Below are 15,820 nucleotides of genomic sequence, written 5' to 3'. Positions count from 1 at the left end.
GCTGCCCGGCCCGGGCCCGGCGCGGTCGCGCCGGGCCCGGACCACGGGTCAGAGCGCCGTGGTCAGGCGCTCGGAGAGTACGCGGATGAAGCGGGCCGGGTCGCTCAGCTCGCCACCCTCGGCGAGCAGCGCCATCCCGTACAGCAGTTCCGCGGTCTGGGCGAGGGTGGCGTCGTCCTTGCCCTCGGCACGGGCGGCACGCAGCCCGGTCACCAGCGGGTGGGTGGGGTTGAGTTCGAGGATCCGCTTGATCCGCGGCACCTCCTGCCCCATCGCCCGATACATCTTCTCCAGCGTGGGCGTGACGTCGTGCTCGTCGCTGACCACGCAGGACGGCGAGCTGGTGAGGCGGGACGACAGCCGTACCTCCTTGACGTCGTCCTGCAGCGTCGTCGTCATCCACGACAGCAGGTCGGCGAACTCCTCCTTGCGCTGCTCGCGCTCGGCTTCGGCGGCCTTCTTCTCCTCCTCGGTGTCGAGGTCGACCTGCCCCTTGGCGATGGACTGGAACCGCTTGCCGTCGAACTCCGGCACCGACTCCACCCACAGCTCGTCGATCGGGTCGGTGAGCAGCAGGACCTCGTAGCCCTTGGCCCGGAACGCCTCCATGTGCGGAGAGTTCTCGATGACCGAACGGGACTCGCCCGTCACGTAGTAGACGTGCTCCTGGCCGTCCTTCATCCGCTCGACGTACTGGCGCAGCGTGGTGAGCTTCTCGGCGTCGTGCGTCGAGGCGACAGAGGTGATCTCCAGGATCGCGTCGCGGTTGTCGACGTCGCTGAGCAGGCCCTCCTTGACGGCCCGGCCGAACTCGCGCCAGAACGTGTCGTAGCGGTCGGTGTCGGAGGTGAGCAGGTCCTTGACCGACGACAGCACCTTCTTGACCAGGCGACGGCGCATCAGCTGCACCTGCCGGTCCTGCTGCAGGGTCTCCCGCGACACGTTCAGCGACAGGTCCTGGGCGTCGACGACACCCTTGACGAAGCGCAGGTATTCGGGGACGAGCGGTTCGCAGTCGTCCATGATGAACACGCGCTTGACGTAGAGCTGGACGCCGCGCTTCGCCTCGCGGCTGAAGAGGTCGAGCGGCGCGTGCGACGGGATGAACAGCAGGGCCTGGTATTCGAAGGTGCCCTCGGCCCGCAGGTGGATGATGTCGAGCGGGTCGGTCCAGTCGTGGCTGACGTGCTTGTAGAACTCGTGGTATTCGGCCTTCTCGACCTCGTCCTTCGGACGGGCCCAGAGTGCCTTCATCGAGTTGACGGTCTCGGTCGCCGAGGCGGTGACCTCACCCTCGGTCTCGCCCTCGGTCTCGGTGACCGGCGGCTGCGCGACCGGCATCCGGATCGGCCAGGCGATGAAGTCCGAGTGCTGCTTGATCAGCTGCCGGACCTTCCACGGCTTCGTGTAGTCGAAGAGCTGGTCCTCCTCGTCGGCCGGCTTGAGGTGCAGGGTGACCGTCGTACCCTGCGGCGCCTCGTCGACCTCCTCGATCGTGTACGTCCCCTCGCCGGTCGACTCCCAGCGGGTCGCCCGCTCCTCGCCGGCCTTACGGGTCAGCAGGGTGACCTTGTCGGCGACCATGAAGCTGGAGTAGAAACCGACGCCGAACTGGCCGATCAGATCCTTCGACGCGGCGGCGTCCTTGGTGTCCTTGAGCTTGCGCAGGAACTCGGCGGTGCCGGACTTGGCGATCGTGCCGACCAGGTTGACCACGTCGTCACGGGACATGCCGATGCCGTTGTCGCGGATCGCCAGCGTCCGCTGGTCGGCGTCGATCTCGATGTCGATGTGCAGGTCGGAGGTGTCGACCTGGAGGTCCTTGTCGAGCAGCGCCTGCAGTCGCAGCTTGTCCAACGCGTCCGAGGCGTTGGAGATCAGCTCCCGCAGGAAGGTGTCCTTGTTCGAATAGATCGAGTGGACCATCAGATGCAGGAGTTGGCGTGCCTCGGCCTGAAACTCAAGAGTCTCGGTAGTCATCGATTCCTTCTCCGACGGCGATTTTTTCGACGGAGATGCTACCCCAGCAGCACCCTTCCTCCGCTGCCCCGTGAAGCGACGCAGGACCTTCCGTGCCCCGCCAGCCGTCGCCCGCCCGGTCGGGATCGCGACAGCCCCGGGGTTCCGACTGCCGGAACCGACGTTTTGGCAGGTGAACGGGGCTCGGGCAGAGTTGGACCGGCTCCCGGATCAGCCATCCGCAGTGTCGACCGATAGGTCTGGAGCGGTCATGTCCAGCCTGCCCAAGCCACCCACCGACGCCCGCACCCAGGTCGCCGAACGTCTCGTCACCCTGATGGAACTCGTCGCCACCGGCGGCACCCCGCACACCCTGGCGAACCTGGTCCACCGGGCGGGGCTGCCGAAGACCACCACCTTCCGGCTCCTGCGTACGCTCCAGCGCCTCGCCATCGTCGAACGGCACGGCACCCGCTACCTGGCCGGCCCCCGGCTGCTCCGCCTGGTCACCACACTCACCGCCGACGAGCGGGAACTGCGCCGGATCATGATGCCGTACCTGATCGAACTCGCCTACGACACCGACCAGGTCGTCCGCCTGCTCGTCCTGCGCGGCGGAGAGGCCGTCGCCGTCGAGCGGCTCTTCACCCGCCGGTACGCCGCCGTCATGCGCGGCTATCCCGACCGGTCCCCCGCCCCGGACAGCGTCGGCGGCCAACTCCTGCTGTCCGGGGCGGCAGACCCGGTGGGAGCCGGCGGGCAGGTCCCGGCCGGCGCCTCTGATACGGCCGATGTCTCCGGGGCGGCCGGCGCCGCCATGCCGGCCGATGGCGGCGGTCCTGGTCCGGCGGCAACCGGCGGCGCGCCCGCGGGACTGGAGGTGGTCGCCGTTCCGGTGCTCGGGTCGGCCGGGCGACCGGTCGCGGTCATCGAGATCGTGGGCTTCCCCGACCACTTCCTGCGGCCGCGACTGACCACGGCCGCCCGCCGCGCCGCGAACAACGCCACCCAGATCCTGCGCCGGCGTCCGCCCCGCCCGCTGCCGGCTCCACGCACGCCGACAGCGTGACGGGTCAGGGTCCGACCGACGGGCGTTCCCAGAGCGCCGGCTACGCCCAGCGCCGCCGTTCCTGTTCGACCTCGTTTATGAACCCGGCCGGCACGGCGCCCGTCGCCCGCAGCACCCGGCGCTGCTCCGGGGTCATCCGGCGGGCGACGTCGTCGGCCGCACCCACCCCCGCCGCCGCGGCCCGCCCGCTGGCGGGGCAGCGGAGGGCCGGGGGCGCCGGATCACCGTAGGCGGCGCGCCCGCAGGACCGTGTCGTGGGTGTGGTGGGTGCCGGCGGGGGCGGGGGCGGTTCGCGGGCGGGTCTCGTTGATCAGGATGGTCCAGTCGTGGTCGAGGAGGTCGGCGATCTCGGCGGGCTGGTAGTAGTCGCCGGGGTCGGGCTGGTTTTCCTGCGGTGGGGGCAGGTCGGCGAGGTCGTGGCCGCCGACGAGCAGGGTGCCGCCGGGTGCGACGGCGGCCAGCAGACCGCGCAGCGCGGTGTGGTCCGGTTGGTGCGGGAGCGGGAAGTACTGGGCGGACACCAGGTCGAACGCCCCGGCCGGCGGGGGCGTGCTGGCGAGGTCGGCCAGGGTCCACGTCACGCGGCCGGTGACGTCCGTGCCGTTGGCGGCCGCGCGGCGTAGCGCGGTCGGGGCGACGTCGATGGCGGTGACCTGCCAGCCGTGCCGGGCCAGCCAGAGCGCGTCGCCGCCCTCACCGCATCCCACGTCGAGGGCGCGCCCCGGCGGCAGGTCGGTGACCTCGGCGACGAGGACTCCGTTGGGTGCACCGCTGAACAGCTGGTCGCGACTGCGGTACATCTCGTCCCAGAACCCTGCGTCCATCGTCGTCTCCTCCGGGTGGGCGGCGCGCATCGTCGCCGGCTGCCCCCAACCTGCCCCCACCCGCAACGAGGTGACAAACTTCTTTGCCGAAAGCGCAAGCCGCGGACCTCGGGGTGTCCGGGCACCGACCGGTCAGACCCTGGCGGGCTCGCGCGGCTCGGCCGCCGCCGGCGCACCGGCCGGGTCGGCCGAATCGGCGGCGGCCCGGTCGGCGAACGTCCGCAGGCCGATCAGGTCGTCCGGTGTCGCGTCGGCGACCTCGTCGTCGAAGCGGGCCAGGCTGCGGATCCGCAGCGACACCGCGACGACCACGGCGATGCAGAGCCCGAGCAGGACGTACAGCAGGCCGGTGCCGCGCCCCGCGCCGACACCGAGCACCACCCCGGCGGTGCCGGCGAGCGGGCCGCCGTCCTCGAGCAGCGGCTCGAAGATCGGAACGAGGGTCGGGGCGAGTACGGCCTGGCCGAGCGGCATCGTCGACAGCGCGATGACCATGTTGAGGGCGATGACCCGGGCGTGCAGGCGTTGCGGCACCTTGGTCTGGATGATGGTCAGCCAGATGCCGTTGATGATCGACAGCGACAGTGACATGCCGAGCGCGCCGGCGGCGACCACGGCGATGCTGGGACGCAGACCGGTGAGCAGCCCGGCGGCGGCGAACGCGAACGTCACCAGCAGCATGCCACGCATCCGGCGGTGGCGCGGGCCGCCCCAGACCGCCATGACGCCGCCCCCGAGCAGGGCCCCGACGCCGCCGGCGAGCGACACCCGGGCCACCGACTCCAGCGGGGCGAAGGCGAGCACGAGCGGCGACAGCAGCAGGAACATCGGGGCGAGGAAGAGGTTGAACGCGGCGAAGAAGAGCACCATGGCGCGGAAGTTGCGGTGCCGTACGGTGTAGCGCAACCCGCCGGTGATCTCGGCGAGCAGACTCTCCCGGCGGCGTCGGGCCATGGTGTTCGGGAACCGGACGATGAGCAGCACGGTGGTCACGAACATGTAGCTGACCAGGTCGATCAGCAGGATGCCGCCGAGTCCGATGGTGGCGATGAGGCCGACGGCGACCAGTGGCACGAGGAACTGGGCGACACCGCCGGCGAGCTGCACCATGCCGTTGGCGTGGCCGAGGTATCGCTTGGGGACGAGCTGCGGTACGGCGGACAGGTAGGCCAGCCGCTGGAAGGTCAACGCGACCGACAGCCAGCCGACGAACGTGTAGACGTGCCAGGGCACGAGGTTGTCGGTCCAGTACAGGGCTGCGAAGGTGGCGATGGCGGCGAGCGCGGCGATGTCACCGGCGAGCATGGCGAGGCGGCGGTCGCTGCGGTCGATGATGGCGCCGGCGATCGGGGCGACGAGGATGCCGGGCACCTGACCGAGTACGGCGAACAGCGCGAACCGGATCAGCGAGCCGGTCTCCAGGTAGGTCCACAGTGGTACGGCGAAGCCGGTGAGGGCCGAGCCGGTGGCGGAGACGATCTGGCCGGTGGCGACGGTGAGGAAGCGCCGCATCCCGGGCTGCCGTCCGGTGTCGGCCGGGGCGGCGATGGTCCGGGAGACGTCGGCGAGTGCCCACGAGGCGGCCGGGGCGGGCCCGGCCGGGTCGGGCGGTTCGGATGAGCCGGCCGCCGTCAGCCCCCGGTCGACCGTGGTGAGGATGCGGGCGAGTTCGCCGGCCCGGAACTTGGCGAAGTAGTGGCCGGCCTCGGCGAGCACCACCACGGCGGTGGTGCCGGAGAGGAAGTGCCACTCGCGGAAGCGTTCCTCGTGGTATTCGGTGCCGGGGTCGCGGTCGCCGACCACCGAGATGATCGGCGCCCGCAGCGGCGTCACCCGCTTGTGCAGCAGGTCGGTGAAGTAGTCCTCGGCCGCCTCGGCGTCGTGCCGCATCGCCCGGATCAGGAAGCGTTGCTGTTCCTCGTCGAGGGCGCCGAGGTCGGCGCCCATGCCCTGCAGCCAGTTGGCGTAGACCCGGTCGCCGCGGAACCGTTCGCGCAGCCGTAGCTTGGACAGCCAGCCGGTGAGGCCGCCGATCGGCCGGGCGAACGGGAAGATGCCGCCGAGATAGACGGCGTCGAGTTCGCGGCCGGCCTCCTCCAGCCGGCGGGCGATCTCGACGGCGAGGGCCCCGCCGGGACCGCAGTGGCCGTAGACGACGAGTGGGCCGGTGACGGTGGCCAGGATCTCGTCGACGCACTTCCGGGCGGTGACGGTGACCGGTTCGATCTCCTCGGCGAGCCCGATGTCGTGGCCGGGTACGGCGACGGCGTAGAGGCTGTGGCCGTCGGGCAGCGCGTCGGCGAGCGGCTGGTAGACGACGGCGTTGGCGCCGCCGTACGGGACGCAGACGTAGGAGCGCAGCCGGGGGCCGGCGGGTCGGCGGGTCAGTTCGTGCAGCAGCCGGCCGGTGTCGGCGCCGTCCTCGCCGGTGGCCAGGGCGGCGAGGGCGCGTACGGTGCGGCAGCGGAAGACGTCCATGACGCTGACCGGCCGGTCGGTGGCCAGCGTACGGCGCAGCCGGGCGACGACCTGGGTGGCCAGCAGGGAGTGACCGCCGAGGTCGAAGAAGTCGTCGAGGGCGCCGACCCGTTCGACGCGCAGCACCTCCTGCCACACGTTGGCGATCTCGGTCTCGACCGGTCCGTCCGGTTCGACGTGTTCGACGGTGGAGACGGCGGCGGCCGGCTCGGGCAGGGCCCGGCGGTCGACCTTGCCGTGTTCCTGCAGCGGCAGCCGGTCCAACCAGACGAACAGGTTGGGGATCATGTATTCCGGCAGGGTGTCGGCGAGCAGCCGGCGCAGGGTGGCGGGGTCGGTGTCGGGTCGGTCGGGTTCGCGCTGGAGGTAGCCGACGAGCCGGTCGCCGCGCAGTGTCGCGACGGCGGCGCCGACGCCGGGGCAGCCCGTCAGGGCGGCTTCGACGTCGCCGAGTTCGACCCGGTAGCCGCGTACCTTGACCTGGCCGTCGCGGCGGCCGAGGAACTCGAGTTGGCCGTCGGGGCGCCAGCGGCCGAGGTCGCCGGTGGCGTACATGCGGGCGCCGGGTCCGACGGCGTACGGGTCGGCGACGAACCGGCCGGCGGTCAGGCCGGGCTGGTTGAGGTAGCCGCGGGCGAGCCGGTCGCCGCCGAGGTAGATCTCGCCGGTGGCGCCGACCGGGACGGGGCGCAGGCGGTCGTCGAGGACGTAGACGCGGGCGTGCGGCAGCGGGGTGCCGATCGGGGTGGCGCCCGTTCCTTCGGCGTCGGCGGGTACCGGGTAGGTGGTGACGCCGACGGTGGCCTCGGTCGGGCCGTAGTGGTTGACGACGCGGGCGTCGCCGGTGGCGAGGGCGGCGGCCCAGTCGAGCCGGGACGCCTCGCCGCCGAGGATCAGGGCCCGGGCCGGCACGAGGTCGGCCGGTGGCACCTCCACGGCGAGGGCGGCGAGGTGCGACGGGGTCATCTTCAGGTAGTCGACGCGGTGTTCGCGCAAATAGCTGGCGAGTTCGTCGCCGGTGCAGCGGCGTGGCACGAGGTGGACCGCGCCGCCGGTCGCCAGGCCGAGGTAGAAGACGGTGACGGCGAAGTCGAACGACAGCGACTGCGGCAGGGCCCAGTTGGCGCCGGGAACGGCCGCGAAGCGCTCGGCGACGTCGGCCAGGTAGTTGCGGACCTGCCGGTGGGCGACGCCGACGCCCTTGGGCCGGCCGGTGGAGCCGGAGGTGTAGATGACGTAGGCGAGGTCGTCGGGGCCGGCGCCGGGGCCGGGCCGGGTCGCCGGCCGGGCGGCGATCTGGTCGCGTACCCGGTCGAGGGCGACGGTGGGTGCGGTGCCGAACAGGTCGGTGAGTTCGGCGGTGGTGAGCACCAGGGCCGGGCGGGCGTCGTCGACCATGGCGGCGAGCCGGGCCGGCGGCAGTTCGGCGTCGAGCGGTACGTAGGCGGCGCCGGCGCGGAGCACGCCGAGCAGTGCCGAGGCGAGTTCGGCGGACTGTTCGAGGCAGACACCGACGAGGGCGCCGCGGCCGACGCCCCGACCGTGCAGCCAGTTGGCGAGCCGGTTGGCGGCGGCGTCGAGTTCGCGGTAGCTGGTGGTGCTGCCGGCGGCGACGATCGCGGGGGCGTCGGGGGTGGCCGTGACGTGCGGGGTGACGACGTCGTCGAGGGTGCCGGCGACGGCGGGTACGGGCGGCGGGGCGCCGAGGGCGAGGACGGCGGACCGCTGCGCCCCGCTCATCAGGTCCAGTTCGGACAGTGCCGCGTCGGGGGTGCGGGCGGCGCGGGTGAGCAGCCGTACGTACTGGTCGGCGAGCCGGGCGATCGTGGCGTCGTCGAACAGGTCGGTGCGGTAGCCGAAGACGCCCCACATGCCGTCGTGACGTTCGTCGACGTAGAGCGACAGGTCGTGCTTGGTGCTGGTGATCTGCAGGCCGTAGCGCAGCGCGGTGAGGCCGTCCGGCCAGGTGCCGGCGGGTCCCTCGGAGTTGTGCATGCCGAAGAGGACCTGAAAGATCGGGGACCGGCTGGTGTCGCGTTCGACGTTGAGGTCCTGGACCAGCCGTTCGAACGGCAGTTCCTGGTGGCTGAGGGCTTCCAGGACCCGGTCGCGGGTCTGGTCGAGCAGGTCGGCGAAGGTCGTCGCGGCGCCGATCCCGGCCCGCAGCGACAGCATGTTGACGAAGAGCCCGACCAGGTTCTCCAACTCGGGACGGATCCGGCCGGCGACCGGTGACCCGACCGCGAAGTCGCGCTGGCCGGTGGCCCGGTGCAGGAGCGTGTGCAGGCCGGCGAGCAGGGTCATGAACAGGGTCGCCTGGTGTTCGCGGCCGAGGTGGCGCAGCGCCTCGATCAGCTCGTCCGGGAACCGGATCTTGTAGCCGGCGCCGTCGGTGCCCATCTCGGGCGGGCGGGGTCGGTCGGTCGGCAGGTCGAGCGGTGGTACGCCGGACAGCGTCCGCCGCCAGTAGGCCAGGTCCGCCTCCCCGGCCGGGCCGTCGAGGCGTTCACGCTGCCAGGCGGCGTAGTCGGCGTACCCGACGGGGAGCGGTGGTGGCACCGGGCCCTGGCCGAGCCGGGCGGCGTAGAGGGCGGCCCAGTCGCCGAGCAGCACCGGCCGGGACCAGCCGTCGCTGACCGCGTGGTGCATGGCGATGTGCAGCACGTGGTCGTCGGGGCCGATCTCGACGACCATGGCCCGCAGCAGCGGGGCCCGGGTCAGGTCGAAGGGGCCGGAGTCCCGGGTGGTCAGGGTCCGGGCCCAGCCGAGCACGTCGGGTCCGGCGGCCGGGTCGTGCGGCACGAACCGGAACGGAACCTCCACGGCTGGTGCGATGTGGACGGTCGGCAGGCCGGTGTCGGAGACCGGGAAGCTGGTGCGCAGGGTCTCGTGGCGGTCCGCGAGGTCGCCGAGGGCGGCCCGCAGGGCGTCGAGGTGCAGCCGGCCCTGCAGCCGGATCGCGGCCCGCATCACGTACGCGGTGGTGTCGGGGTTGAGCTGCTCCATGAACCAGAGCCGTTCCTGCCCGAACGAGACGGCCGGCGGGTCGCCGTCGGGCCGGCGCGGGATCGCCGCCGTCGTGGCGGTGGCGGCCGCCGCGCGGCGCAGCCGCTGGGCGATCAGGGCCCGGCGTTGCTCGGACAGGCCGCCGGGGCGGGGCGCGGTGACGGTCACCGGGCGACCCCGCCGTCGAGCAGGCTGGCGACCTCGTCGTCGGAGAGCTGTTCGACGTCGGCGACGAGCAGTTCCTCGACGGCGGCGGCGAACGTCTCGGCGGTGGAGTGCAGGAACAGCACCCGGATCGGCACCTCCAGGCCGAGGGCGGCGCCGAGCCGGGCGACGACCCGGGTGGCCAGCAGCGAGTGGCCGCCGATGTCGAAGAAGTCGTCGAGGGCGCCGACCCGGTCCCGGCCGAGGACGTCGCCCCAGGTGGCGGTGACCATCTCCTCCATCTCGGTACGGGGTGCGAGGTACTCGCGTACCTCGAGGTCGCCGGCCTCGGCGGCCGGCAGGCTGCGACGGTCGATCTTCCCGGCGGTGTTGAGCGGCATGGCGTCGAGCACGACGACCTGGCCGGGAACCATGTAGGCGGGCAGTTCCTCGGCCAGGTGGGCGCGCAGCTGCCGGCTGGACGGTTCGGCGCCGGGGGCGGCGGTGACGTAGCCGACGAGTCGGGTGTCGTGCCCCTCCCCCGCCGTGACGACGGCGGCCAGGTGCACGTCGGGGTGTCCGCTGAGCCGGGCCTCGATCTCGCCGAGTTCGATACGGTGGCCGCGGATCTTCACCTGGTGGTCGACCCGGCCGAGGAACTCCAGCTTGCCGCCGCGCAGCCAGCGGACCCGGTCGCCGGTGCGGTAGAGGCGGGCGCCGGGCGGCCCGTACGGGTCCGGGACGAACCGCTGCGCGGTCAGCTCCGGGCGGCCGCGGTAGCCCAGCGCGACGCCGGCGCCGCCGATCAGCAGTTCACCGGGTACGCCGACCGGCACCGGCCGCAGGGCGGCGTCGACGACGTAGAGCTGGGTATTGGCCAGCGGGCCGCCGAGGGTGATCTCCGACGCGGCGTCGGCGATCTCGGCGGCCGTCGACCAGATCGTGGTCTCGGTGGGGCCGTACACGTTGACCAGGCGGCGCACCCGGGGCCGCAGCTCGCGGGCGAGCCGGGGCGGCAACGCCTCACCGCCGGTCAGCGCGGTCACGGTCGGCGTGTTGAAGCCGGCGTCGAGCAGCATCCGCCAGCCGGACGGGGTCGCCTGCACGTGGGTGACCGCGTTGTCGTGGGCGATCCGGACGACGGCGACGCCGTCCTTGACGCTCTCCTCGGGTACGAGGACCAGCCGGGCGCCGGTGACCAGCGGCAGGTAGAGCTCCAGGCCGCTGATGTCGAACGACAGCGAGGTGAGGCCGAGCCACACGTCGGACGGGCCGCTGCCGAGCGTGTCGCGCATCGACAGCAGCAGGTTGGTCAGCGCGGCGTGCGACACCTCGACGCCCTTGGGCCGGCCGGTGGAGCCGGAGGTGTGCAGGATGTACGCCAGTGCCTGCGGGTCGTGGCGGGGTTCGACGGCGGCGGCCTCCCCCACCGCGAGGTCGGCGGTGGCCAGGTCGACGACGTGCGCGTATCCGTCGAGGTCCGGGGCGACGCCGTGCCGGGTGACCAGGTGGCTGGCGTCGACGTCGGCGCGCAGCCAGGACAGCCGGGCGGCCGGCAGGTTCGGGTCGAGCGGCAGGTAGGCGCCGCCGCAACGCCAGACGGCGAGCAGGGTCGCGACGAGGTCGGGGCCACGGTCCAGGCAGACGCCGACGACCGAGCCCGGTCCGACGCCGAGCCCGGACAGGTGCCGGGCGATCTGGTCGGCCCGCGCGTCGAGGGTGCCGTAGGTGTGGTCGTCGACGGCGGGCGCGTCGGGGTGCGCGGCGGCCCGGGCGGCGAACAGGCTCGGTACGGTGCCGCTGTAGCGGCGGCGCGGCCCCTGGCCCCAGGCGAGCACCTGGCGCTGGCCGGTGACGTCGTCCATCGGCAGTTCGGACAGCCGGGCGTCCGGGGTGGCGATCATGGCCCGGAGCAGCACCTCGTAGCGCTGCAGGTAGGCGCGGACGGTGTCCGGGGTGAACAGGCCGGTGTCGTAGCGCAGCGACAGGGCCAGCATCTCCGGGCCGATCCAGGCGTCGAGCACCAGGTCGAACAGGACCTGGGTGATACCGATCGAGAACGGGGCGCCCTTGATGCCGGGCAGGATGTCCATCTCGGGACTGTCCTGGGTGTGCAGGATGAACATCGTCTCGAACAGCGGCGTGCGGCTGACGTCGCGGGCCACGTCGAGTTCGCTGACCAGCCGTTCGAAGAGGATCTGCTGGTGCGCGTACGCCTCCAGGGCGGTGGTGCGGGTGCGGCGCAGCAGGTCGGCGACGGTGGGGTCGCCGGACAGGTCGCCGCGCATGACCAGGGTGTGCACGAAGCAGCCGACGAGCGGTTCGAGTTCGGTACGGGACCGGCCGGCGCTGGCCGAGCCGACGCTGACGTCGGTCTGCCCGGCGTGCCGGCCGAGCAGCAGCTGCCAGGCGGTGAGCAGCACCATGTACGGGGTGCACCGCTGGCTGCGGGCCAGCCGCTGCACCTGACCGGCGAGGTCGCCGGCGATCCGGTGGTGCACCCGTTCGGTGCGCGGGGTCTTGAACAGCGGCCGGGGCAGGTCGGTCGGCAGGGTCAGGGCGGGTGCGTCGGCGAGCCGCTCGCGCCAGTAGGCGAGGTCCTGTTCGGTCTTGCCGGGCGGCTGGTCGGCCTGCTCGCGTACGTAGTCGCTCCAGCCGATCGGCAGCGGCGTGAAGGCGGGTTCGGTGCCGGTGAGCAGGGCGCCGTAGGCGATGCCGAGGTCGGCGATCAGGACGGCCTGCGAGGCGCCGTCGAAGACGACATGGTGGACGACCATGACCAGCAGGTGGTCGTCGGCGGCGAACCTGAGCAGCGCGGCCCGGATCAACGGACCGCCGGCCAGGTCGAACCGGGTGTCGAAGTAGTCCCAGCCGATCTCGCGGGCCCGGTCCTCCCGCAGTTGTTCGGGTTCGCCGGACAGGTCGACGCGTTCGAGGTCGAACTCGCCGGGGTCGGCGATCACCTGTACGGGTGCGCCGTCACGTTCGACGAACGTGGCCCGCAGCGCCTCGTGCCGGGTGGTGACCACGGCCAGGGCGCGGGTGAGCAGGTCCGGGTCGAGCGGGCCGTGCAGGCGACGGGCGAAGGCGACGTTGTTGGGCTGGCCCGGATCGAACCGGTCGAGGAACCACAGCCGTTCCTGCGCTGGTGACAGCGGCAGCTCGATCATCGTTCGCCACACTCCTCGGGAGATTTCTGGCCGGTGGGTGTCCGGCCGGGACGGGCCGGGGTGACCGCCGCGGTGGGTGCCGGTCGCGGTCGGGTGGTGGTCGGCGTCAGCGCCATGGCCACGGGACGTCGTGGAGGGCGGCCTCGACCAGCAGCCGGTCGAGGTCGCGCAGGAGGCGCTCGGCCCGGTCGGGCGGCAGGTGGGCGGTGTCGGCGGTCAGCGCGAGGCCGAGGCCGCCCGGCCGGTCGACGATCTCGAGCCGGGTCCGCCAGGTGAAGGCGTCGAACGATTCCGCCCAGTTGAACGACGACTCGGCCAGCGCGGCCCGGACCCGGGCCGGCGAGGTGTCGTGTCCGAACAGGTCGGCGTCGGTGGCGAGCCGGATGTCGTTGAGGTAGCAGTGGGCGTTGATGCCGGTGGCGTACGGGTAGCCGGCCGCCTCGAACGCGGTCCGCATGTCGGCCGGGTCGTAGTAGGCCGACCGGTAGGCGTTCATCGCCGCCGACCAGACCCGGGGCAGCAGATCGGCGAAGGTGGGCCGGTCTGCGAGGTCGACGACGACCATGCCGAGCTGGTTGAGTTTCGCGATCGCCTCGTCGTAGCCGGGCAGCGAGCGGTTGCTGACCATCGTGTAGACGCCGACGACGTCGTTGCCGGACCAGGTCGCCAGCACCAGGGACGTGGCGGCGAGGATGACGGTCGAGCTGGTGACCTGGTGCCGGTTGGCGATCATGCGTACGGCGGTGTCGGCCGCCGCCGAGACCAGCACCCCGCGCCGGAACCGTGGCGAGAGCGGCGGGCCGACCTCGGGCAGGGTTTCCCGGGGCAGCCGACCGTAGCCGTCGACCCAGCGGGCCACCGCCCGCTCGCCGCGACGGCGGGCGCCGGCGTCGTGCTCGCGCCGGGCGACGTCGACCGACTGGAGCCCGGCCGGGCTGTCGATCGCCCCGCGCAGGAGCAGCAGCCGCAGGTCGCGCAGGACGAGTTCGGCGGCCCGGAAGTCGACGGTGGTGTGACTGAAGACGATCACGACCTGACGGACCCGTCCGGCGACGAGGACCAGCGCGATGCGCTGCGGCAGTTCCTCGGCGTGGTCGAACGCGGTCGACGCCAGCCGGGCGGCGGTCTCGTCGGCGACGCGGGCGACGTCAGCGGCGCCGACGTCGACCGGGACGCCGTCGGCGGTGACGTCGGCGGGCACCAGCAGCACCGGGTGCGTGCCGTTGTCGACGACGTCCTGGCGCAGGTCCCCGTCGACCGTGCGCAGCCGGGTGCGCAGCGAACTGTGCCGGGTGAGCAGCGCGCCGATGGCCCGCAGTACGTCCGCCGGCGCACGCCGGGGCACCGTCACCACCCGGCGCAGGTTGATGTTCGGCTGGTATTCCGGCTTGCGCAGGATGGCCATCCACAGCGCCCGCTGCCCCCAGGTGATCGGCGCGGAGGGGGTGGGCGCGGCGGTGAAGTCGACGGCGGTCCACCCGTGTGTGGTCGGGTCGGTCGGCAGAACCGTCCCCTCGATCATCGATACCGCCGATCTTGATTGCACCGTCGACTGTGGTCGGTGCACCGCCACGGTCGGCCCGGATGTTTCGACAAGTATCTGTTTGCCGGGACCGGTCTTGACCATCCATAAGAAAGGGCATTCCTATGACCGTTCGGCCGATCCGATCGACCTTCGGAAGGGTCACGCTGTCGGTGCCGCGCGGCGCGCTCCGTCACCGGACTCCCGGATGTCGTGGTCGGCGCGCCGACCACGCCTCGTACGGCCGGTCAACCGGGCCGCCACCGCCGGCTGGCCCAGCGCGATCCCGGCCAGGACGAGGGCGATGCCGCCGACCTGACGCGCGGTCAGCGTCTCGGCGGCGAGCAGGGTGCCGAGCAGCACCCCGGTCACCGGGTTCAGCAGGCCGATCAGCCCGACCGTCGCCGCGCTGAGCCGACGCAGCCCGGCGAACCAGGCGACGAAGGCGAGCGCGGTGGCGACCACCGTCACGTAGCCGAAGGCGAGGACGGCCGCGGCGTCGAGGTCCGGCGGCGCGCCCTCGACGGCGACGGCGACCGGCAGCAGGACGGCGCCGCCGGCGACGAGTTGCCACGAGGTCGACGCCAGCACGTCGACCTGGCCGCCCCACCGTTTGGTCAGGACGTAGCCGACCGACGACATGGCCATCGCGGCCACCGAGGCCAGTACGCCGACGGGGTCGACCGCGGACGTACCGGTGAACAGCATGAGGGCGACACCCACGATCCCGAGGCCGGCGCCGGCCAGGGCGGGCAGGTGCGGGCGTTCGGCGAGCAGCGCCCAGGCGATCATCATCATCGCGACCGGGGAGGTCGCCATGACGGTCGAGGCGACGCTGGTCGGCAGGACCTGCGCCGCCAGGTAGACCAGGGCGAAGAACGCGCCCATGTTCAGGGTGCCCAGCACCGCCGACCGCCACCACCACGGGCCGACCGGCAGCCGGCGCCGTACGGCGAGCAGCAGCAGGCCGGCCGGCAGGGCCCGGATCACCGCCCCGTAGAGCGCCTGGTCGGCCGGCAGGAACTGGTGGGTGACGTAGTACGTGGTGCCCCAGGCCACCGGCGCGACCGCGGTCACCAGGCTCCACCGGAGATTACCTTCCATGGAAGCAATATAGCTTCCATGGAAGGTAGGCTGTGGGCATGAGTGAGCAGCGCCTCGACCACGTCGCCCGCATCCAGCAGGAGTGGGCCCGGGAACGGCCCGACGTCGACGTGACGCCGCAGGCGGTGATCGGCCGCCTGCACCGGCTCGCCGCCCACCTGACCGAGGAACTGTGCGTCGTCTACCGCCGGCACGGCCTCAGCGAGGGCGAGTTCGACGTGCTGGCCGCCCTGCGGCGGGCCGGCGAGCCGTACGAGCGGGCGCCCGGCGAACTCGCCCACTTCACGATGGTCACCACCGGCGCCATGACCAAGCGCGTCGACCGGCTCGAACGCGACGGCCTGGTGACCCGCCGGCGGAGCACGACCGACGGGCGCGGGCGGGTCGTGGCACTGACCCCGGCCGGCCGGCGCCTGATCGACCAGGCGTTCACCGAGCACATGCGCAACGAACGCCGCCTGCTCGACACCCTCACCGCGCAGGAGGCGACCCAGTTCGAGACGATCCTCACCGCCTGGCTGGGCCGCATCGAACGGTAGCTCCG

General features: G+C 72.6%; 9 protein-coding genes. 2 read left to right on the top strand and 7 right to left on the bottom strand.

All coding sequences use genetic code 11. The features are described from left to right. Positions 1 to 48 precede the first annotated feature (48 nt). Complete coding sequence (htpG, locus tag Prubr_RS27720) at positions 49 to 1,980, bottom strand: molecular chaperone HtpG (protein ID WP_212817836.1); 1,932 nt, start codon at positions 1,978 to 1,980, stop codon at positions 49 to 51. Between the two features lie 250 nt (positions 1,981 to 2,230). Between htpG and Prubr_RS27715 the strand changes: the two genes are divergently transcribed. Then, complete coding sequence (locus Prubr_RS27715; protein WP_212817835.1) at positions 2,231 to 3,028, top strand: helix-turn-helix domain-containing protein; 798 nt, start codon at positions 2,231 to 2,233, stop codon at positions 3,026 to 3,028. A 40-nt stretch (positions 3,029 to 3,068) separates the two neighbouring features. Here the strand turns inward: Prubr_RS27715 and Prubr_RS37775 are convergent, their stop codons facing one another. From Prubr_RS37775 to Prubr_RS27690, 6 genes are all read right to left on the bottom strand, one after another. Then, complete coding sequence (locus Prubr_RS37775) at positions 3,069 to 3,194, bottom strand: hypothetical protein (protein ID WP_281425848.1); 126 nt, start codon at positions 3,192 to 3,194, stop codon at positions 3,069 to 3,071. Positions 3,195 to 3,249: 55 nt separating this feature from the next. After that, positions 3,250 to 3,852, bottom strand: a complete 603-nt coding sequence (locus Prubr_RS27710) for a class I SAM-dependent methyltransferase (RefSeq protein ID WP_212817834.1) — start codon at positions 3,850 to 3,852, stop codon at positions 3,250 to 3,252. A 132-nt stretch (positions 3,853 to 3,984) separates the two neighbouring features. Then, positions 3,985 to 9,504, bottom strand: coding sequence for a non-ribosomal peptide synthetase/MFS transporter (locus Prubr_RS27705; RefSeq protein ID WP_246567729.1), 5,520 nt, complete (start codon positions 9,502 to 9,504; stop codon positions 3,985 to 3,987). Further along, complete coding sequence (locus tag Prubr_RS27700) at positions 9,501 to 12,650, bottom strand: non-ribosomal peptide synthetase (RefSeq protein WP_212817833.1); 3,150 nt, start codon at positions 12,648 to 12,650, stop codon at positions 9,501 to 9,503. The genes Prubr_RS27705 and Prubr_RS27700 overlap by 4 nt, the downstream gene beginning before the upstream one ends. A gap of 106 nt (positions 12,651 to 12,756) precedes the next feature. After that, the gene (locus tag Prubr_RS27695) at positions 12,757 to 14,172 is read right to left on the bottom strand and encodes a condensation domain-containing protein (RefSeq protein ID WP_212817832.1); all 1,416 of its coding nucleotides are present in this window, start codon (positions 14,170 to 14,172) and stop codon (positions 12,757 to 12,759) included. Positions 14,173 to 14,334: 162 nt separating this feature from the next. Then, positions 14,335 to 15,276: an EamA family transporter gene (locus Prubr_RS27690; protein ID WP_212817831.1), complete on the bottom strand. Its 942-nt coding sequence runs from the start codon at positions 15,274 to 15,276 to the stop codon at positions 14,335 to 14,337. A 38-nt stretch (positions 15,277 to 15,314) separates the two neighbouring features. Here Prubr_RS27690 and Prubr_RS27685 point away from each other — a divergent pair, with 38 nt between their 5' ends. Next, positions 15,315 to 15,815, top strand: coding sequence for a MarR family winged helix-turn-helix transcriptional regulator (locus Prubr_RS27685; protein WP_212817830.1), 501 nt, complete (start codon positions 15,315 to 15,317; stop codon positions 15,813 to 15,815). Positions 15,816 to 15,820 lie beyond the last annotated feature (5 nt).

Origin of the sequence: Polymorphospora rubra, from assembly GCF_018324255.1 — a bacterium.
GTDB lineage: Bacteria > Actinomycetota > Actinomycetes > Mycobacteriales > Micromonosporaceae > Polymorphospora > Polymorphospora rubra.
The sequence above is the reverse complement of the archived record's forward strand: the minus strand, read 5'-3'. Positions and strand labels throughout refer to the sequence as shown.